We start from the raw sequence: 18,618 nt of genomic DNA on the forward strand, positions 1-18,618 counted from the left end.
GGGGGTTCCGGTCGTGAACGCACAGGACGCGGTCGTGCTCTCGCTGACGGTCATCGCCGTCGTCGTGCTTCCGGGACTGGCGAACTGGGCGCTCAGCGCGCTCGGTCGGCCGTGGCTCGGGAGCGCCGTCTGGGCGCTCGGCTACGGGCTCGGCGTCGTGTTCCTCTGGTACGAGTGGATCCGCCCGCTGGACATCACCGGCCCCGACGGCGTCGAGCGGGGCGAGGACGCCCACGAGTAGCGTTCCCGTCGGTGGCCGTCCGTCTCGGAGCCGTCGAGCCGGATCAAATCGTATACAACACCTGTTGTACCTTCGAGGAACACTTATTGCGCTCGTCGGTCCAACGTTCGGCATGACCAACGAGACGCTCGGCGACGGGTCACCGGGGACGGGGGCCCGCACCGGCTGGACGCGCGAGCAGGCGAGTCGAATCGAGCGGACGGAGGACACCGTCGCGCCCATCGTCTACCCGCCCGAGACCGACCAGATTCCCGAGGTCCACATCTGGGACACGTGGTTCCTCCGGGAGCGCGACGGCACGCTCGCCTCGGTCGACGGCTACCGCGTCTGTTTCTCGCTGACGGCTCCCTCGGACCTCTTGCCGGGCAAGCGCCACGACGTGGCGACGATCCGATGTTTCTACTCCGACGACGGCCGGACCTGGCACGACGCCGGCCCGGTGTTCGAGGGCGCGCTCGGCCAGCGCCAGTGGGCCGGGTCGGCGCTGTACGACGACGACGGAAGCGCCTACCTGTTCTACACCGCGGCCGGCGAGGAGGGGAGCGAGGACCTGACCTACACCCAGCGCATCGTCGGCGCGAGCGGCGGGCGCATCGACACCGCCGGCGGCTTCGAGCTATCCGGGCCCTGGACGCACCACGAACTGCTCACGCCGGACGGCGAGCGCTACGAGCGCGAGGACCAGTCCCGCGGGATGATCTACACCTTTCGAGACCCGTGGTTCTTCGAGGACCCCGGGACCGGCGAGACGTGGCTCCTGTTCGAGGCGAACACGCCCGTCCCAGAGGGGAGCGACGCCTGCGGCGGCGACGCCGCGCTGCAGGCGTTCAACGGCAGCGTCGGCGTCGCCCGCTCGCCGACGGGCGACCCGCTGGAGTGGGAGCTCGCGGACCCCTTGCTGGACGCCGTCTGCGTAAATCAGGAGCTCGAACGGCCCCACGTCGTCTACCGCGACGGCCTGTACTACCTGTTCGTCTCCAGCCACCTCCACACGTTCGCGCCGGGGCTGGAGGGGTTCGACGCGCTGTACGGCTTCGTCGCCGAGGACCTCCGGGGCGAGTACGTGCCGCTGAACGACTCCGGCCTGGTCGCCACGAACCCCGAGAACGCGCCGTTCCAGTCGTATTCGTGGATGGCCTTCCCTCACGGCGAGGAGGTGCTGGTCCAGAGCTTCTTCAACTACTACGACTTCGCCGGCGAGACGCTGGACGAGATCGCGCACCTCTCCGGGGCAGAGCAGATGCGCCGCTTCGGCGGGACGCTCGGGCCGACGCTCCGACTCGACGTGGCGGGGACGCGGACGCGAATCCTCGGGGCGCTGGGCCACTGGCACATCCCGCTGGCCGGCGAGGAACTGCCGCCGACGGACCGCGAACTGATCCGGCGCGGGAAGGCGAGCGAGAATGGCGAGACCGGCGCTGGCTACGGTGCGCGGCCGGCTGACCGCGACGCCGACAGCGAGTAACGGTTGTCTACCTCCCGCACGCGCCCTGTAACTCCCCGATTATCGCTCCCACGCGCTCCGTAACTCCCACACGTCGAGCGACGCGACCGTCGCCCGACCGCCCTCGGCCGCCAGCGAGACGCCGGTGGCGTCGTCGCGGGTGGGGTAGACGCGGCTGGTCAGGCAGTGGCGCTCGTTGGCGAACACCTCGACGACGCTCCCGTCGACGAAGACGCGAAGCGACAGCGGCGCGTCGTACGGCGTGACGCGCATCGACTGCGTGTCGACCGTCGCCTGCGGGTTCTCGCTCGACCGGGAGCGGTCGACGGCGATCTCGCTCTCGGAGGTGTAGCGTATCGGCGTCCGCTCCGCCCCGTCGGGCGATTCGAGGACCCGGAGTTCGACGGCCTCGGCGTCCTCCAGGCGGACGGTCGCGCGCAGCTCGAACGTCCGACTCTCGACCGGCAGGCGCTCCGTGTCGCCGGACCCGAGCCGCACCGCGTCGCGGCTCGTCTCGTCCCCGCGAAGCTCGGTGAGTTCGGGGGCCGGCCGCTGGCACAGTCCGCCGTCGTCGGCCAGCGACAGCTCCCGGGGCAGCGACAGCGCGCCGGACCAGCCGGCGTCCCACTGGGCCTCGCGGTCGCGGGCCTCGGGAATCCACCCCCAGGTCAGGACGCGACCGTCGTCCGTCCACATCGACTGGGGCGCGTAGAAGTCGCCGTGGTCGAGCTTGTCGCGGCGCTCGGCGTCGAACTCGCCGTCCTCGTAGGTGCCCAGGAAGTACACCACGTCCTCGTAGTTCGAGACGTGCAGCAGCTGTCGGTCGCCGAAGTCGAGCAGTTCGGGGCACTCCCAGACGGTGCCGGCCGTGTCGCGGTCGCCGGCGAGGATCGGGCCGCGGTACTCCCAGTCCCGGAGGTCGGCGGACTCGTACAGCAGCGCCGCGCCGCCGCCGCCCTCCATGCCGGCCCCGATGAGCTGATACCAGGTCTCGCCCTCGCGCCAGACGCAGTGGTCCCGGAACTCGCCCTCCCAGTCCTCGGTCCGGAGCACCTCCGGATCGGTGGGCAGTTCCTCGATGATCGGGTTCTCGGGGTCCTTCTCCCAGGAGGTGAGGCCGTCGTCGGCCGCGGTGGCGATACAGGGGAGTTGGCGCTTGTCCCGGCCGCCGGTGTACAGGACGGTGGCGACGCCGTCGTCGTCGACCGCGCAGCCCGACCAGCAGCCGTCTCGGTCCGGCCCGTCGGGCGAGGGCGACAGCGCCACCGGGCGGTCCTCCCAGTTGACGAGGTCGTCGCTGACCGCGTGGCCCCAGTGGATGGTGCCGTGGAACGGCCCGGCGGGGTTGTACTGGTAGAACAGGTGATAGCGGCCGTTCCAGTGGATGAGCCCGTTCGGGTCGTTGAGCCAGTTCGCGGGCGGGGTGACGTGATAGGCCGGGCGGTTCGGGTCGTCGTCGAGGCGTTCGCGCCACCGACCGAGCGCCGCGGCGTCCGCCGGCCGGCCCGTCAGCGGGTAGCGCTCGCCGTCCGCGAGGTACGCGAGCGAGTTCTCGATCAGCGTCTCGCGGTTCATCCGACACACGTCGTGGGTCGGCTGTGCGAACGTCACCGGCGAGCCGATGCCGAGCACCCGTCCGTCCCCGGGCTCCCAGGAGACGATCGACAACTGCGAGACCGCGTCGCGCTCGCCGCGGACAGTGCTCGCGAGCACGTCGCCGGACTCCGGCAGGACGGACTCGTAGCGCGCGTAGGGCGCGGTGACGCCCGCGCCGCGGGTGTGGACCCGGAGCGTGTCGTAGTCGTCTTGTATCGGGTGGTCGGCGTACAGCGACTTCCAGAGGTGGCCTGTCGGCTCCGCGATCTCCTCCCAGCCGGTCGCGTCCGGGCCGACCGCGTCGATACCGAGTGGTTCGACGGCGGACAACGCTCGTAGCGTCAGCAGCAACGTTCCCCCCTCGCGGACGTACGCGGCCAGCGCGGCCGCGCGTTCCTCGGGGAGCGCTCGCTCGTCGAAGCCCTCGTCCCGATGCCACCAGAGCACGTCGTACTCCGACGGGTCGACCTCGCTGAGGGGCCGGCGGTCCGCGCCGTCGAGCGCGGTGCTACACCAGTCGTACGCCGACCGCTGCTCGTCCGTACAGGAGTCGGCGTACAGACAGCCGACGCGTCGCGACTGCGTCATTGGCCGAGGGTGGTCGTGTGAGACGTAAAAACATTCGGTAACCGTTTCTGCACTGGTGTGATCGGGATTGCACGATTCGGCGGTGCCAGCGGAGCGGTCGACGGAGAGACGACGCGCCGGTGATGTGCCCGTACCCGAGGCTACGGGTGATGCAATTACGACAGGAGGAGACCGTGATCAGTGGACGCGGGCGCTGCGGGCTTCCGACTTCCAGTCGATGACCGTGTCGTGGCAACTGGGACAGACGAACTCTGTGAGCTTCGTCGTCTGGTCGTTGTACGACATCCGTGTGCCGCAGTTAGGGCAACGCATTATAATTGTATATACTTAATTAAGGACTATAAGCTTTCCCCCGATCGGCGGACTGTTCCCGGGAGAGACGGCCTGAGTACCGATAATTGTGGGGTTTCATCACATGGTCCTAGAGAGTAGTTACCGCGAGACGTGGTCTGGCTACGACCCGGGGGCCGTCGGATCCAGGCCCGTGTCCGTCCCGTCGAGCGCGCGCTCGATGTCAGAGAGGTCGGCGGCGTCGGCGGGAGCGAGCGTGTCGGTCGAAGGACCGACGTCGACGTCCGGTTCGGGGCGGTCGTCGAATCGGTCGTCGGGGTCCACGCCGTCACCCTCGGCCCGTGCGCGTGCCCGCTTGAGACGGTGCGTGAGGGCGTCGAGTTCGGCCTCCAGGTGGTCGACCGCGTCTGGATAGCAGTCGCGAGCGGCTTCGAGCGCCGACTCGAACGCCTCTCGGGCCGATTCGTAGTCCTCCAGAGCGACCTCGGGTCGGCCGGCGTCCGCGTACCAGTCGCCCGCCTCCATCGCGTCGGTCGCGACGGTCCGGCGAGCGGCGACGAGGTTTTCGGCGACGGCCCGCAGTCTGTCCCTGATCTTCTCGGGACCGCCGGCGAATCGCCGCTCGTCCGCGCCCCAGTCGAGTTCGAGGACGGCGCGGTACGCCTCCAGGGCGTCGGTCCAGTGCGCCGCGGCCTCGGCGGGGTCGTCGGCCGCGATCGCGGCGTTATCGGCCTCGACGGCGAGCCGGAGCGGCGACTGGGAGAGCGCGTCGACGACGCTGTCGAGGCGCTCGCTCTCGGCCCGAATCGCGTCGGCCTCGTCGAGTAACGCCTCCGGCGTGGCGAGTATCGCGTCGTACTCGGCCCGCGCGTCCTCGTAGGCCTCGTAGGCCGCCTCGAACGCCTCGTCCCGCCAGTGGGTCTCGGCGGCGTCCGCCGCCCGCCGCGCCCGACTCCGGCGGACGTCGGTGAGGGCGTCCGCGTGGCGCTTGCGCACCGCCCGGACTCGCCGTTCGAGCGCGCTCGCGCCGTCGGCCGCTCCGAAGTCCGCGGCCGTCTCGACTGCCTCGTCGAGGCGCTCGCCGGCGGCTTCGACGGCGGTCAGCGCCGCGTCGTACTCGCCGCGATCGCGCCGTTCGGCCGCCGTCACCAGCGTCCGCGTCGCTTCGTCGAGGGTGTTCTCGACGTGGACCCACGCCTGGGTCGCGTGCGAGAGGTACGCCGTCAGCTCGAGGAGTCCCTGTTTCCCGCAGTAGACGTGCCAGACGGCCCCGTTCCCGCGGCGGACGGTACAGCGGCCGTGACTCAGACCGGTCTCGCCGTCCACCTGTTCGATCTCGGCGTAGGGCAGCGTGAGCCGTCCGTCCCCGTCGGCGTCCCCGACCAGCACGAGGAGCCGTTTGTCGGTCGCGACGCCGACCATTCGATAGCCCCGACTCGGCCGGATCGCGTCGGTTTCGTCGCCGCGCTCGATCTCCAGCCCTCGCTTCGCGCTGGTGAGGACGAAGCGCGGCCGCTCGTGGTCGTCGAGCGCCGCCGCTGCCGGCGCGTCCCGGAGATAGCCCGACGAGAGAAGCCCGCCAGCGCCCGTCTCGGTGAGGGCGTCGGGGAGTTCGCCATCAAAATTATCTAGATTGATAATATCGCCCATTAACTGGACAGAAAACGTCTGAAGACTTGATATTCACTTATCTATTCTGATATTGGATGGGTAAAATAAGCCGGTTCGTGTCGAGATGTATCGGCTGTGGTCCGTCGTCCATCGCCCCTCGAAGCCGCGCGGGAACGGCCGTCTGCCAGTCGACGGACGCGCGTCTGACTTGGCTTTAGGTGTCAGGTCGGTGTAGCCGGGTGTATGCCTCGTGTCCGTCTCGGTGGGGAGTCGAACGGGCGAGCGAACCGACGCCCACCGACCGCAGAACGTCACGTTCGCATCGACACCGACGTGTTCGAGAGCCTCTCGAAGAAGCCGTGGGTCGACAGCCCCCTGTCGCGGCCCCGAATCGAGCGCTGGCTGAACTGTTGGCAGCGCCGTTAGCTGTTCTCGACGAGTCGCGCCGCGATGCGCTGTGCGCCGACCGTCGGTGCGACGTCCGGTTCGTCGGCGGCGATGGCCTCGATCTCGCGGTTCAGCTCCGCGCTGAGGCGCTCCTCGAACTCCTCGACGATGCCGGGGATACAGGCCATCCCGCCGGTGAGGACGATCGGGCGGTCCAGCGCGAGCTGGTAGACCTTCATGTAGTCGTTCGCCAGTTCCGGCAGGAAGGTGTTGGCGAGCTCGTCGACCGCGTCGTCGACGTACTCGTCGACCGCGTCCATGACGGAGCGCTCGATAGTGAACTCGTGTGAGCCGCCGCCGGGCTGCTGGATGATGTCGGTGAACGGCTCGAACTCGACGAAGTCCGCGTGTTCCTCTTTGTACTCGCGGGCGGTCTGGGTGTCGATGTTGACCCGGCCCTGGGTCTCCTCCTCGACGTAGTTCGCGATCATGCGGTCGACCTCGTTGCCCGTCACGGCCCCGGTCGTGAACGGCGAGAGCTGTTCGCCGCGCCGGTAGGCCGAGGCTTCGAGGTTCGTCGAGCCCATGTTGACGGCGACGAAGATCTCGTCGATGGCTTCGAGGTCGTCGCCGAAGGCCGGAATCGCACCACAGAGCGACTCCGGATAGCTCTCGACGAGGTTCAGGCCGATGGAGGAGTCCTCGATGACGCCCCGGAGGTTGTCCAGTCCGGTGGGGTTATCGATGGTCGGGATGGCGTAGACGACGCCGCTGTTGGCCGGGATGTCGTTCTCCTCGATGACCGCCTCGAAGAACGTCTTGGTCATCTCGGCGCGGTCGGCGTCCTCGGGCAGTCCCGACCGGAGCATGTACTGGACGCGGTCCGGGTACTCGCGGGCCGCCTCCTCGCCGTAGAGGACCTTCTCCTCGCCGGTCAGTGCGTCCTCGTAGGTCGCCATACACGTCAGCGTCTTGATAATGCGATTCTCCGTGCCGTGTTCGCCCGGGAGGGCGATGACAGTCCGCGTGCTGCCGAGTTTCACCCCGACCGGAACTGCCGCGCTCCCGCCGGACGGCGCGGCGGAGTCGCCTCCCGCGTCGTCCGCGTCGTCGTCACTCATGTACGGTGGTGGTTATCGACCGCCCGGTATATATCCTCCCCTCAAATATCAGCAGTGATATAGTGTCTACGGAGACGTGAGAACGAGGAGATCGGTTTCTGCGGGTCGGGTACCCTCGACCGGACGGCCCCAGTCAGGTCATCGCCGTCAGCTTCGCGACGTACACCAGGCTCAGCATGTGGTCGTCGACGCTCAGATCGTTGTCGTCGTTGGTGGCGGACTCGTCGATGCCGAGCAGGTAGTCCGAGAGGTCGGCCTGCACCTCGGCCGTGATCCAGTCGATGGACTCGTAGTAGTCGAGCGCCTCGTCGGCCCCCTGATAGCCCGAGTGCATCAACAGGAACTCCAGCCACTCGAAGACGACGAACTCCGCGGCGTAGGTCTCGGGGAGCGATTCGAGGTAGGGCTTCTCCTGACTCTCGCCGCCGAGGAACGGTAGCAACTCGCGGTACAGCCCCGAACGGAAGGAACTCCCAGCGAGCACCTCCTCCTCGCTGTCGTCGAGGCCCACGTCGAGATCGGTCGGGTCGGGCACGTCCTCGCCCACCCCGTTGCCCGACTCCCCGCGCTCGCGAGCCATCTTCCGGAGCTCGTCGAGGTCGTAATCGCGTGGGTTGATCGTCATGATACTGTCCCTTCAACGCACACGTTCATAAATCTTGCACACCGTCAGACGACCGTCTTGCGCGCGTTCCCGGGCGTTCCCGCGGTCGCCCGTGACCCGTCCCCGAATTGCGACCGTTGATAATCGGGACCGTATTTTTATAGTTGCCCGGGCTCGACCTGAGAGCACTTAGACGATGAACCGGCAATCAGAAACCGGTCCGGCTCGCTTCTGCGTGACCAACGCGAAAGGCGGGACCGGAAAGACGACGATCGCCATCAACGTGGCCGGGGCACTGAACGACCGCGGACGGGACGTCCTCTTTATCGACCTCGATCCGCAGGGCAACGCCACGGAGGGCGTCGGCCTGGTCGAGGAGTACGACGCCGAACCCCCGACGCTGTTCGACGCGCTGACCGGCGACCCGTCGGCGCTCGGCGACCTCGTCGTCGAGGGCGAGGAGATGGACGTGATCCCCTCGAGCATCGACATGCTCCAGGCGGAACACGAACTGACAATCGCGGACCTCATCGCCCGCGTCAACGCCCGCGGCGGCGGTGTCGACCCGGACGCGCTGGCCTCCTTCGCCATCAACGTCACGCCGGAGATGGTCACGGGGACCCACGCGCTCGACACGCTCGACCGGGCGCTCGACACGCTCGACCGCGCGTACGACTACGTCGTCATCGACTGCCCGCCGTTCTACGGGAAGCTGACCGACACCGGCATGTACGCCGCACAGAACGTCCTCATCCCGGCGCTGACCGAGGCGACCTCCGAGCGCGCCATCGAGCTGCTGATGGACCAGACGGCGGCGATGGAGCGCCAGACCGACGCGTCGATCCGCACGCTCGGCGTCGTCGCCAACCGCGTCGAGACGACCTCCGAGGACGAGACGATGCTCGAGTGGTTCAACATGGCGTTCCCCGACAGCCCCGTCTGGGAGGTCCGCAAGCGGGTGGCACTGCAGCGCGCCTTCAGTTCGGGGCAGTCGGTATTCGCGACCGAGGAGTCGTGTGACATGGCGGCCGTCTTCGAAGACATCGCGGCGGAACTGGACGAGCAATTCGGATTCACGGAGACCGAGGTAACAGCATGAGTGACGACGAACGGATGGACAGGGCGGAGCGCATCCGCCGGATGCGCGAGGGGAACAAAGCCGAAACCACCGACGACGAAGCGTCGACCGACGCGGACGACGCGGCTGCGGGGTCCGACGACGAGGCAACTGCCGAGCCCGACGACGTGGCGGCTGCCGACGAGTCGGACGACACCTTCACCGACGACAGCGATCTGCTCACGGGCGACGCCGAGAACGCTACCCCGGCCGACGCTGCGGGGGACGCCGACCCGGCCGAGTCCGATGACGGGGACGAATCCGACGGAACCGACGATGCCGTCGCCGCTGCCCAGCGGGCGGCCGAGGCGTCTTCTCAGTTGGCCGGCGCGAGCGGCGACACCGCCGTCGACCAGCCCAGCGACGACCTCTCGGTATCGGCCAACCCGATGCAGGGGCCGACCGGCGTCGAACTGCCGGATCAGGAGCTCATTCAGGAGGCCATGGAATCGAGCACCGCCGCCACCGCCGAGGGGGCGTCCCGGGCCGCCGCGCTGGACGACGAGGAGAGCACGCAGACCGAAGAACTCGTCCGCGTCCTCGAGTTCGCGCTCGGCGAGGAGTACTACTGCATCGACATCGAGTACGTCGAGGAGATCGTCAAGCGCGAGACCGTCACCCGCGTCCCGAACACGGACGACTACGTCGAGGGCGTCGTCGACCTCCGCGGGCAGATCACGACCATCCTCGACCCCAAGGAGATGATGGACATCGACGACGAGGGGACCCAGAACCTCATCGTCGTCTTCGACCCGGACGTGTTCGAAGAACAGGGCGCGATGGGCTGGATCGTCGACGAGGTCCGGCAGGTCGTCCCCGTCGCCGAGTCGGACGTCAACACCGCGCCCGTCGACGGCGAGTACATCAACGGCGTCGTCGACCGCGACGACGAGAGCGACTTCGTCATCTGGGTCGAACCGGACGAGGTGCTCGCAGACGCGACCCAGACCGAGTCGGACTGATCCGGTTCCGTTCTCTCGCCTTCCCAGTCGCTGTGAGTGCGGTTTTTTAGTCAGAAGGACTGGAATTGCGACTCGGTACGCCGCGAGCGTACTGACGAACGTCCCGTCCGGTTACGTCTTCAATCCATGTCCCGTGAGTGGCATCACCACCTCTGCATCTGGCTCAAGCGTACTACGCTCTCGATAGGCAGCAAGTGCCGCAGGCGCAATCGCACAGGTCGGTTCCACGTAGAAGCCGTGTGAGTGGAGCCGGTCTAACTCAGTTTGCACCGCATCTTCCGTAATCGCAATCGCATCACCGTCGGTCTCAGCGATCGCATTCAGGAGGTGGCGTTTTCGTGTCGGCTCCCGTATCTGGATGCCATCTGCGACATCGTTCTCGCTCTCGGGGACTGCGTTGAGTTCGCTCGCTATCGGGGCATATCCCGCGGCTTGCGCGCCGAGCAGACGTGGAACGGAATCAATCCACCCTGCTTCAGACAACGCCGTGAATCCACGATACACGCCCAAAAACAGGGTTCCATGGCCGAGCGGCATCACGATCGCATCAGGGACGTTCCAGTCTCGTTGGAGTGCGAGTTCGTACGCGAATGTCGCCGTCCCTGCGAAGAATGCTGGACTCCATGAGTGACTCGCATACCACGCATCGCCCGACTCGACAGCCGCGATGCACGCATTAGTCACGGCTTGGCGTCCGCCTTCGATTCGAATCGGCGTTGCACCCGCCCGTTCGATTGCTCGGAGCTTCGCGTCTTTCACCGACGCTGGAACGTAAATCTCCGCGTCGAGTCCAGCACGAGCCGCGTAGGTTGCGATTGCCGCTCCAGCGTTCCCCGATGAATCTTCGACGACTCGATCTGCGCCACACTGGATTGCGTGGCTGATCGTCGTGGTTGCACCCCGATCCTTGAAGCTACCCGTTGGCGAGACGTATTCCAGTTTAAACTGAGCATCCCACTCCGATGACGAAACCAGCGGCGTCATTCCTTCGCCGAGAGAGGCCCTCTTCTCGACAGGAATGAACATATCGAACGACCAGAGTCCATCTCGCGTATCGAACTGTGCTGGGTCCGGCTGGTCGGCTGTGGGTAGCGGTTGGTGAGTAAAGTCAAGGACGCCGCCACATTCACACCGCCACTGATCGGTGTACGTCCGGCCACACGAAGAACAGAGAAGATCTGGAGTATCCATGCGCTCTCTTGGTTACGTATCATCGAAGGCACTTTGATGGTGGCAACGTAGCTATCACTGCGCGACGGTAGGTGAGTGCCCTGTACCGCCCGCTACGGCTGTGGATACACTCGCTGTATCCGCGCCAACTGTTATCTCTCCTCTTCGAGCGCCCCGTCGTCGAGGTGCAGTTCCTCTCGCACGAGGTCGACCGCGTTCTCGACGGCCCCGACCGATCCCAGATAGCCCGCGCCGACGGTCGTCTTGAGCGCCAGCGCGGCCGGGCCCGTGACGACGGAGGGGCCGACCTTCGCGACCGCGTCGTCGCCGACCGAGACGAGCCAGCCCGGCACGTCGAACTGATAGCGCGCGAGCCGCGGCCTGAACTCGCCCTCGCCGTCCATCCGGTGGTCGACGAGCGCGCGGGCGTTGTCGGCGGCGACGCGGGCCTCGCGGATGGCGGCCGACGCGCTCGCCGGCACGGCCTCGCCGTCGCCGTCGACGACTCGCACGGCGTCGCCCACGCCGAACGTCGCGTCGCCGAGTCGGAGGTCCGCCCGGACCACGGGCCGGTCGTCGCCCATCGCCGGCGACCCGGTGATACCGCCGGTCCAGACGAACTGGGCCGCTTCCAGTTCCGTCCCGTCGTTGAGCGTGATCGCCTCGGCGTCGGCCCCGCGGACGCCCGTGCCGGTGCGGACGGTCACGCCGGCGTCGACCAGCGCGTCGTGGACCGCGTCCTGGAACGACGGCGGGAACGACGGCGCGACCTGCGCTTCCTGTTCCAGCAGCACCACGTCGACGTCTCGCCCGTCGCGCATCTCGGCCAGTTCTCCGGCGACCTGCACGCCCGAGAGGCCCGCGCCGCCGACGACCGCCCGGTCGCCGTCGCCGAGGTCGAGGAAGCGCTCGCGGATTTCGCGGGCGTGGTCGAGTCGCTTCAGCGGCGTGGCGTGCTCGCGCACGCCCGGGAGGTCGTAGAACGCCGTCCGCGCGCCCAGACACACCGCGCCCACGTCGTACGATAGCGTCTCCGAGCCGTCGAGCGTCGCGACGCCGGCGTCGGCGTCCACGTCGGTGACCGCGGCCCGCCTGATCTCGCAGTCCAGCACCTCGTCCAGATCGACGGTGATCTCGTCGGCCAGCGACGGCCGGCGGACCACCCGGTGGAGCTCGTGCTGGACGAGGTGGGACTCCTGTTCGTCGACGACGACGAGCGAGACGCCGTCTGGGAGGGTCTGTTCGAGTTTCCGTGCCAGTGTCAGCCCGGCGTATCCGGCTCCGAGGACGGCGACGCGCATTGTAGGCGGCAGTTAGGGCGGCGCTGGGTTAACCCTGTGGCCGGCCGGTCACAATCGGGGCCGCCTCAGAACAGCGCCTCGTCCTCGTCGAGGACCTGCGCCGGGCCGCCGACCTCCCAGACGCGCGTGTCGACGCCGCAGTCGGCGACCGTCTCCTCGACGCGGTCGACGTGCTCGGCCGTGGTGTTGATGTAGACGCTCGCGCCCGTGTCGACGGAGAAGTACACCGGCACGTCCTCGCTGGTCCGGAGCTCGCGGACGGCGTTGAAGATCTCGATTGTGCGGGGCTGCCAGTACACCCAGCCGGCGGGGCCGGTCATCGTCGCCGCGGCCAGCGACAGCGAGTCCTTCTCGGCGATCTCGAACGTCCGGTGGAAATCGGCGTCGTACAGCGCGTCCCGCATGTCCGAGATCTGACCGTGGATGTGGGCCATCCGCGACTCGAACATGTGGCTCTCGGCGGCCTCCTTGTGTGCCTCCTCGGTCTCCTTGTAAGAGGGGACCATCCCGGCGACGATGCGGAGGTCGTCTTCGAGGTCCGTCTCGATGCGCTCGCTCCGGCAGTCCCGGTCGTTCATCCCGGTCCGCAGGTGCGAGAACGCGCCGGTCACTGCGCGCGCGGCCGAGGAGGACCCGCGCCGGGCGACCGTCGAGATCTCCGGTCGGGTCATGTCCAGCCCGGCGGCCTCGACCAGGGCCATCGCGGCCGCGGCGAAGCCCGACGACGAGGAGCCAAAGCCGATGTTCGTCGGGAAGTCGTTGGCCGACTCGAAGCGCACGCCGTGGTCGATGCCGGCGAGGTCCCGGACGTGGTCGACGACGGCGTCGATGCGCTCGGCCCCGCGGCCCGTGACCTCCTCGCCGTCGATGACGTACACGTCCTCTTCGCGGTCGGGCTCGAAGGCCGCGGTCGTCTTCGAGTGGCTCGGCGCGGTGCAGACGGAGATGCTGTCGTGGTACGGCAGCCGCAGTTCCTCGTCGCGCATCCCGTGGTACTTCACCAGCCCCTGAATCGGGTGTGCCTTCGCGGTCGCTTTCATACCTCACCCTTCCGGGCCGGTCACTTTGCTATTGCGAACGCCGGCGGTCGGCCGTTCGCGGGTGTCTCGCACGCTATAGTATCAATTGAGACGATTTACACACCGATCGCACTGCAGTCGTGCGATCGGGTGTGCACTGACTTTCAATGGCTACTATAGTGCGACGCACCGGCACGGAAACGGTTCCCGGCCGCCCGCGGAAATCGAAACCCCTAAAGAGCAGACGGCGAAACTCTGGGGTGAGCCGAGGTAGCCTAGCCTGGCCAAGGCGGTTGCTTCGAGAGCAACTGTCCTCACGGACTCAGGAGTTCAAATCTCCTCCTCGGCGTTCTCTGCAGCCGACCCGACGAGCGTAGCGAGCAGTCTGTTCTGGCGACCGTGTCCGACTACGTCAACAGGAAGATCAGCACGCTGACGGTCATCACGGCGAGGATGAACATCGCGGCCAGCGCGCCCCCCATCGACACCATGGCGTTCGCCGTCGAGGCCAGCGTCTCGGTGCGGTCGTTGCCGAACACCGTCACACGCGCTCGTTCGCTGGCCATCCCCGCCTCGACGGGTTCGAGGTCGGCGACCGCTCGTTCGGTGAGGTCCGCGATGAGCGCGACGATTTCCTTCTCGGGGATGACCTGTCCGACCTGGTTCTCGGCCTCGACGGTGTTGACGATGTGGGTGTCGCTGGTCATCACCTCCATCGTGTCGACGCTGTCGACGGCGTCGACGATCTCCTCCCGGAGACCGGGCTCCATGTTGTTGCCGTCGATGAGGACGTAGGCCGTCCGCTGGCCCGCGACCTCGAAGACGCAGACGCGGATGCCCAGCGGGCCGATGCCCTCCATCGGGCCCCACGGCGTCTCGTCCCAGGCGACGCCGCAGTGGATCGGTCCCGTCTCGGCGTCGGTGAGCAGACTGCCGAGCTTTCCCGCGCCGTGGAGCATGTCGAACGAGCGCTCGCTCCCCGGGACGACGTGGCCGAGGTCGTCCCCTTCGAGGCCGTCGTTGCAGTTGTGGGCGTCGACGAGCAACACGTCGTCGAGCCCGTCGGCGCGCGCCTCGGACATGGCCGAGAGGCCGACGGCGTACTCCACGTCGTCGGCGCACCCGGGCGCGTACGTGTTCACGACCAGCGCGTCCGAGCCGAACGCCTGGCCCGTCAGCGTGGCTTCCCCCTCGGACACGCGGTGGCCCACCGTCGCCTCGCTGTCGTACTCGAGCTGCTGGTAGGCCGCGTTCGCGGTCGAGAGGATCGTGTCGACCTCGCGCTCGGTGACGAGGTTGAAGTCGTGGCCGGCGGTCGCGTGCGGCGGGAACGCCAGCCCGTCGGCGGACTCGGCGACGCGCTTGGGAAGGTTCCCGCCGCCGATCTCGCCCATCGGTCCGGGGTGGATCATCGGCAGGACGAACCGTGCCTTCTCCGCGCCGCCGGGTCGTCGCACCGACAGGACGGTGACAGGGACGACGGCCTCCTCGCCGATCTCCTCGAAGAACTCCTCCAGTTCGCGGGTCCCCTCGGCGATGTGGCCGATGAACCCCCGCAGGAAGTCGAGCGCGGAGACGCCGAGCGAGGAGCGCCAGGGCTGGTCGATGACGACGAGGAACAGCCAGACCGCAAGCGCGTATATGACGCAGATGACCGCGAGGATGATGAAGTCCTGGGGCAGGAATCCCTGCACCTGCGGGGGGACCTCTTCCGGGCGCGAGAGGTACTCCCGGAGCATCGGGTCCTCGAGGATGAACGCCGTCGCACCGGAGTACACCGCGAGCAGGACGGCGGCGGCGACGGTCTGGACGCTCGCCGGCACCGCGGCCTTCAGCAGCGAGTGCCGCGAGACGGCCATCAGGATCAGCAGCCGGAAGGCGAAGATCGAGGCCAGCGCGACCAGCAGGGCGTCGAAGACGAAGTTCTGGCCGAGCCGGACGGTCAACAGGGCGATGACGCCGGCCACGGTGAGGATGGCGATGGTGACGAGCTCGCAGATGACGGCGAGCAGGGTGGCGCGGTTGGGCGTCAGCTGACCGCCCATCTGTCGGTCGACCCACGGCGTGACCGCGCTGGCGATGAACGTGGGGAGACCGACGAGGAACACGCCCTGCCAGGCGTCGTCGAGGACGAACCGCGAGTCGAACGCGGCGATGCCGGTCATCGCCGCGATGAGCAACGCGAACGCCAGACTCCGGTACCACCTGGGGGCCCGGAAAATGAACCGCGAGAGGCTGGCGAGGTTGCCCTGTGTCGCCGTCATTTACGTATCACTCCCCACGCCGACATATAAATCCCGTCACCTGTAGAGACCGGAACTCACTGACGGGCGACGGATCGCCGCTCGCAGACCGAAAGGAAGTTTTCGAACACTTCCTCGCCCTCCTCGGTGTGAGCGACTTCCGGGTGCCACTGCACGCCGAAGATGTCCTCGTCGGCGTTGCTCATCGCCTCGACGCCGCAGACGTCCGAGGTCGCGGTCCGCTCGAAGCCGGGCGGGACCTCCTTGACCTCGTCCGCGTGGCTCGCCCAGACTCGCGTCTCGGGGTACAGCGATCCGATCAGCGGGTCGTCCTCGTCGAGGACCTCGACCGTCACGTCCGCGTAGCCGCCGTACTCGCCGCCGCCGACGCGCCCGCCGAGTTCCGCGGCGATCAGTTGCATTCCCAGACAGATGCCGAGTACCGGTACGTCGAGGTCGAGGTACGCCGGGGAGTTGCCGATGTCGTCCATGTCGGGGCCGCCCGAGAGGACGATGCCGTCGGCGTCGATCTCCTCCGGCGGCGTCGTGTTGTCCCGGAGCGAGACGTCGACGCCCATGTCTCGGAGCGCGCGCTGCTCGAGGTGGGTGAACTGGCCGTGGTTGTCGATCACGTCGATTCGGGTCATTACTGACGCGAAGGCCACGAAGCCGTATATATTTCCTGATGCGGTTCGAGGCGCTCTGACACCGTCTCAGAGCCGCGACTGGAGCCACTCCCACAGGCGGTCGAGGCGGGTGGGGCCGCGCAGTTCGAGGCGCACGGTGTTGCCGTCGTCGCTCGAGTCGAGGGAGAGCGCGCCGCCGTAGCTCTCGACGATCCACGTCGTCAGCCACAGGCCGATGCCCTTCGAGTGGTGCAGCGGCGTCTCCGTCCCGCTGTCGAAGACCGCCAGTTCGTGTTGCGGGATCGAGGGGCAGTTGTCGCTGACCCGAACGAAGACGCGGCCGTCGCGGCTCTCGACCGAGACGTACAGCGAGGGCGTCTCCTCGCAGTGGACGACCGCGTTCTCCAGGACGTTTTCGAGGACGGTGCCGAGCATCCAGTCCGCGTACGCCGGGGCCTGGTCCGGGAGGTCCGTCTCGACGCTCACCGCGGGGTGACAGCGCTCGACGGTCGCCACCTGCTCTCTGACGTGCGGGACGACGTCGACGGGCCGCCGTGCGCGCTTGTCCGCGTCGAACGCGAACGCGATCTGTCGCGCCTTTTCCGTGGTGTCGATGAGGGCCTCGACGGACTCGCTCAGCTTGCACACGTGTGCCTGCGGCTCGCCGACCGACGCTCGGCGGTCGGAGTGCTCTCGCTTGAGTTCGCCGAGATGGCCGAGCGCGACGTTCAGGTCGTTCCGGAGGTCGTGTCGCAGGACGCGAAACAGCACGTCGTTGCTCTGTTTCAGCCGCCGCCGGCTCCGTCTGAGTTCGAGCAGCCACCCGACGAGCGTGCCCCCGAACCCGCCGACGGCGACGCTGCTCGCCAGGATCGAGGGGACCATCGAGCTGTGGGGCAGTGGGGAGAGGAGGATGACGACGTTGATGACGGTAAACAGCGCGACGCCACAGCCACACCACTCCGCGGCGGTCCAGATCTGTTCGCCGTCGAGCCCGCTCATCGGCAGCCAGTAGTGTGCCGCGACCAGCGTCAGCGCCGGTGTCAGCCCCACGGCGAGTATCACGCCGTCGGTGACAGTCAGTCGGATCATCGAAACGGCGTGTGCGAGCAGTGCGACCGAGAGTGCCACGCCTGTGGCGACGACGTAGCCCGTACCCAGCGACTGCTTCGAAAGCGCTGGAGCGGTCACGATAGTTCGGGGCTACCGCGAGCGAGCACTTAGTTCTCGCCCACTCGTTATCTTATTTGATATTCGACTACGGCTCGTCGTACCGGTCGGCGGCCGACTCGAATCCGAGCTCCGACTGTTCGCGGGAGCGACGTTCCTCACGCGCTGCAATCGCGTCGGGGTCGGGGTTGGCGTCGTCGTCGACGCGGGCCCACGACTGGTGAATCTTGGCGTGACACCACCGACAGAGGTAGACCGTTATCTCGTGTGAGAGCGACTCGCCGTCGTCGTAGGAGAGGTGGTGTTCCTCCAGTAGCGGGCGCTCGTCGGAGTGAGCCAGCCGCCGCTCGTCGAGGCCACAGCGGACGCACTCGCGGTCGTGGTTCCGCGACCGGAAGTGCGGGCAGTCGGCCCAGTCCCACTCGGGCCCGCTCTCGTCGTCGGAGCCCACGGCCGCGGGACAGCGGAATCCGTCGGCGCTCCGTGCGTTCGCGAACTCGGGATCGTGGTGGCCGTGCTCGCGCGCCCACCGGCACTTCCCCCCGTCGGTGACGAAGTCGCACCGCTCGACGTGGGCGTAGGGGTCGTCGACGCCGACGGAGGTGCCCTGCGACGTTTTCCGGACCATCTGTGCGGCGGTAGTTGCCGACGAAGTAAAGCCCTTGCTCGCCGCCCAGCAGAATCATAAGCCCCGCTCGACTACCGTGGGGCCATGAAGCTCGTCCACGAGTCGTCGGGTGCGGCCCGCACCCTCGCTACGGAGGTGGAGTTCGCCGAGTCGATGCTCGAACAGGGCCGCGGGCTGATGTTCCGCTCGTCGGTCCCCGACGACTACGCGCTCGTCTTCCCGTTCGACCGGCCCAGCCGGCAGTTCATCCACATGCTGTTCGTCCGGTTCCCCCTCGACGTGCTCTGGCTCGTCGACGACGAGGTCCGGCAGGTGTCGACCCTTCGGCCGTGGCTGTCGCTCGACTACGCGACCGCCGACACCGTCGTCGAACTGCCCGGCGGCGCGGCCGAGGGCGTCACGGAAGGGGACACGGTGCGCCTGGACCCGTGAGCCCTCTCGACACGTCGTCGCGGGGTTCACCGCTCGCCGCGCTTTCGCCACCTTTTAGACCGTGAGG

At 67.7% G+C, this 18,618-nt stretch carries 16 protein-coding genes and 1 tRNA gene; 6 read left to right on the top strand and 11 right to left on the bottom strand.

Annotated features, from left to right (window positions below; genetic code table 11):
* Nucleotides 1-13 precede the first annotated feature (13 nt).
* Together GM656_RS05975 and GM656_RS05980 are read left to right on the top strand one after the other, a co-directional pair.
* Entirely contained in the window at nucleotides 14-241 is a 228-nt protein-coding gene (locus GM656_RS05975) for a hypothetical protein (protein ID WP_174242944.1), read from the top strand.
* 112 nt (nucleotides 242-353) lie between these two features.
* A complete protein-coding gene (locus GM656_RS05980; RefSeq protein WP_162412758.1) occupies nucleotides 354-1,706 on the top strand; it encodes a glycoside hydrolase family 68 protein in 1,353 nt (450 codons plus the stop codon).
* Between the two features lie 39 nt (nucleotides 1,707-1,745).
* On the opposite strand, the gene GM656_RS05985 is transcribed toward GM656_RS05980, so the two are convergent.
* From GM656_RS05985 to GM656_RS06000, 4 genes are all read right to left on the bottom strand, one after another.
* The gene (locus tag GM656_RS05985) at nucleotides 1,746-3,869 is read right to left on the bottom strand and encodes a GH32 C-terminal domain-containing protein (RefSeq protein ID WP_162412759.1); all 2,124 of its coding nucleotides are present in this window, start codon (nucleotides 3,867-3,869) and stop codon (nucleotides 1,746-1,748) included.
* A 453-nt stretch (nucleotides 3,870-4,322) separates the two neighbouring features.
* Nucleotides 4,323-5,810, bottom strand: a complete 1,488-nt coding sequence (locus GM656_RS05990; RefSeq protein WP_162412760.1) for a hypothetical protein — start codon at nucleotides 5,808-5,810, stop codon at nucleotides 4,323-4,325.
* 383 nt (nucleotides 5,811-6,193) lie between these two features.
* Complete coding sequence (locus GM656_RS05995; RefSeq protein ID WP_162412761.1) at nucleotides 6,194-7,279, bottom strand: acetate and sugar kinases/Hsc70/actin family protein; 1,086 nt, start codon at nucleotides 7,277-7,279, stop codon at nucleotides 6,194-6,196.
* A 133-nt stretch (nucleotides 7,280-7,412) separates the two neighbouring features.
* Nucleotides 7,413-7,904, bottom strand: coding sequence for a FlaD/FlaE family flagellar protein (locus GM656_RS06000; protein ID WP_162412762.1), 492 nt, complete (start codon nucleotides 7,902-7,904; stop codon nucleotides 7,413-7,415).
* 175 nt (nucleotides 7,905-8,079) lie between these two features.
* Here GM656_RS06000 and GM656_RS06005 point away from each other — a divergent pair, with 175 nt between their 5' ends.
* Complete coding sequence (locus GM656_RS06005; protein ID WP_162412763.1) at nucleotides 8,080-8,982, top strand: ParA family protein; 903 nt, start codon at nucleotides 8,080-8,082, stop codon at nucleotides 8,980-8,982.
* Entirely contained in the window at nucleotides 8,979-9,962 is a 984-nt protein-coding gene (locus tag GM656_RS06010; protein ID WP_162412764.1) for a chemotaxis protein CheW, read from the top strand. Before GM656_RS06005 ends, GM656_RS06010 begins: the two co-directional genes overlap by 4 nt.
* A 111-nt stretch (nucleotides 9,963-10,073) precedes the next feature.
* On the opposite strand, the gene GM656_RS06015 is transcribed toward GM656_RS06010, so the two are convergent.
* The 3 genes from GM656_RS06015 to mvaD all read right to left on the bottom strand — a co-directional run bounded on the left by GM656_RS06015 (nucleotide 10,074) and on the right by mvaD (nucleotide 13,473).
* Nucleotides 10,074-11,153 carry a pyridoxal-phosphate dependent enzyme gene (locus tag GM656_RS06015; RefSeq protein ID WP_162412765.1) on the bottom strand — a complete coding sequence of 360 codons (1,080 nt, stop codon included), beginning with the start codon at nucleotides 11,151-11,153 and terminating at the stop codon, nucleotides 10,074-10,076.
* A gap of 131 nt (nucleotides 11,154-11,284) precedes the next feature.
* The gene (locus GM656_RS06020) at nucleotides 11,285-12,433 is read right to left on the bottom strand and encodes an NAD(P)/FAD-dependent oxidoreductase (RefSeq protein WP_162412766.1); all 1,149 of its coding nucleotides are present in this window, start codon (nucleotides 12,431-12,433) and stop codon (nucleotides 11,285-11,287) included.
* Nucleotides 12,434-12,498: 65 nt separating this feature from the next.
* Nucleotides 12,499-13,473 carry a phosphomevalonate decarboxylase MvaD gene (mvaD, locus tag GM656_RS06025; RefSeq protein WP_162412767.1) on the bottom strand — a complete coding sequence of 325 codons (975 nt, stop codon included), beginning with the start codon at nucleotides 13,471-13,473 and terminating at the stop codon, nucleotides 12,499-12,501.
* Nucleotides 13,474-13,716: 243 nt separating this feature from the next.
* Here mvaD and GM656_RS06030 point away from each other — a divergent pair.
* A tRNA-Ser gene (locus GM656_RS06030) sits at nucleotides 13,717-13,801 on the top strand.
* Between the two features lie 58 nt (nucleotides 13,802-13,859).
* On the opposite strand, the gene GM656_RS06035 is transcribed toward GM656_RS06030, so the two are convergent.
* The 4 genes from GM656_RS06035 to GM656_RS06050 all read right to left on the bottom strand — a co-directional run bounded on the left by GM656_RS06035 (nucleotide 13,860) and on the right by GM656_RS06050 (nucleotide 18,119).
* Nucleotides 13,860-15,716 carry a DUF2070 family protein gene (locus GM656_RS06035; RefSeq protein WP_162412768.1) on the bottom strand — a complete coding sequence of 619 codons (1,857 nt, stop codon included), beginning with the start codon at nucleotides 15,714-15,716 and terminating at the stop codon, nucleotides 13,860-13,862.
* Nucleotides 15,717-15,772: 56 nt separating this feature from the next.
* The gene (locus GM656_RS06040; protein WP_162412769.1) at nucleotides 15,773-16,342 is read right to left on the bottom strand and encodes a GMP synthase subunit A; all 570 of its coding nucleotides are present in this window, start codon (nucleotides 16,340-16,342) and stop codon (nucleotides 15,773-15,775) included.
* A 66-nt stretch (nucleotides 16,343-16,408) separates the two neighbouring features.
* Nucleotides 16,409-17,512, bottom strand: coding sequence for an ATP-binding protein (locus tag GM656_RS06045; RefSeq protein WP_162412770.1), 1,104 nt, complete (start codon nucleotides 17,510-17,512; stop codon nucleotides 16,409-16,411).
* Between the two features lie 67 nt (nucleotides 17,513-17,579).
* Nucleotides 17,580-18,119 carry a DUF7097 family protein gene (locus GM656_RS06050; protein WP_162412771.1) on the bottom strand — a complete coding sequence of 180 codons (540 nt, stop codon included), beginning with the start codon at nucleotides 18,117-18,119 and terminating at the stop codon, nucleotides 17,580-17,582.
* An 84-nt stretch (nucleotides 18,120-18,203) separates the two neighbouring features.
* On the opposite strand from GM656_RS06050, the gene GM656_RS06055 reads away from it, so the two are divergent.
* Nucleotides 18,204-18,551, top strand: a complete 348-nt coding sequence (locus tag GM656_RS06055; protein ID WP_162412772.1) for a DUF192 domain-containing protein — start codon at nucleotides 18,204-18,206, stop codon at nucleotides 18,549-18,551.
* The last annotated feature ends 67 nt before the right edge of the window (nucleotides 18,552-18,618 follow it).

This window comes from Haloarcula salina (assembly GCF_010119195.1).
GTDB classification, from domain to species: domain Archaea; phylum Halobacteriota; class Halobacteria; order Halobacteriales; family Haloarculaceae; genus Haloarcula; species Haloarcula salina.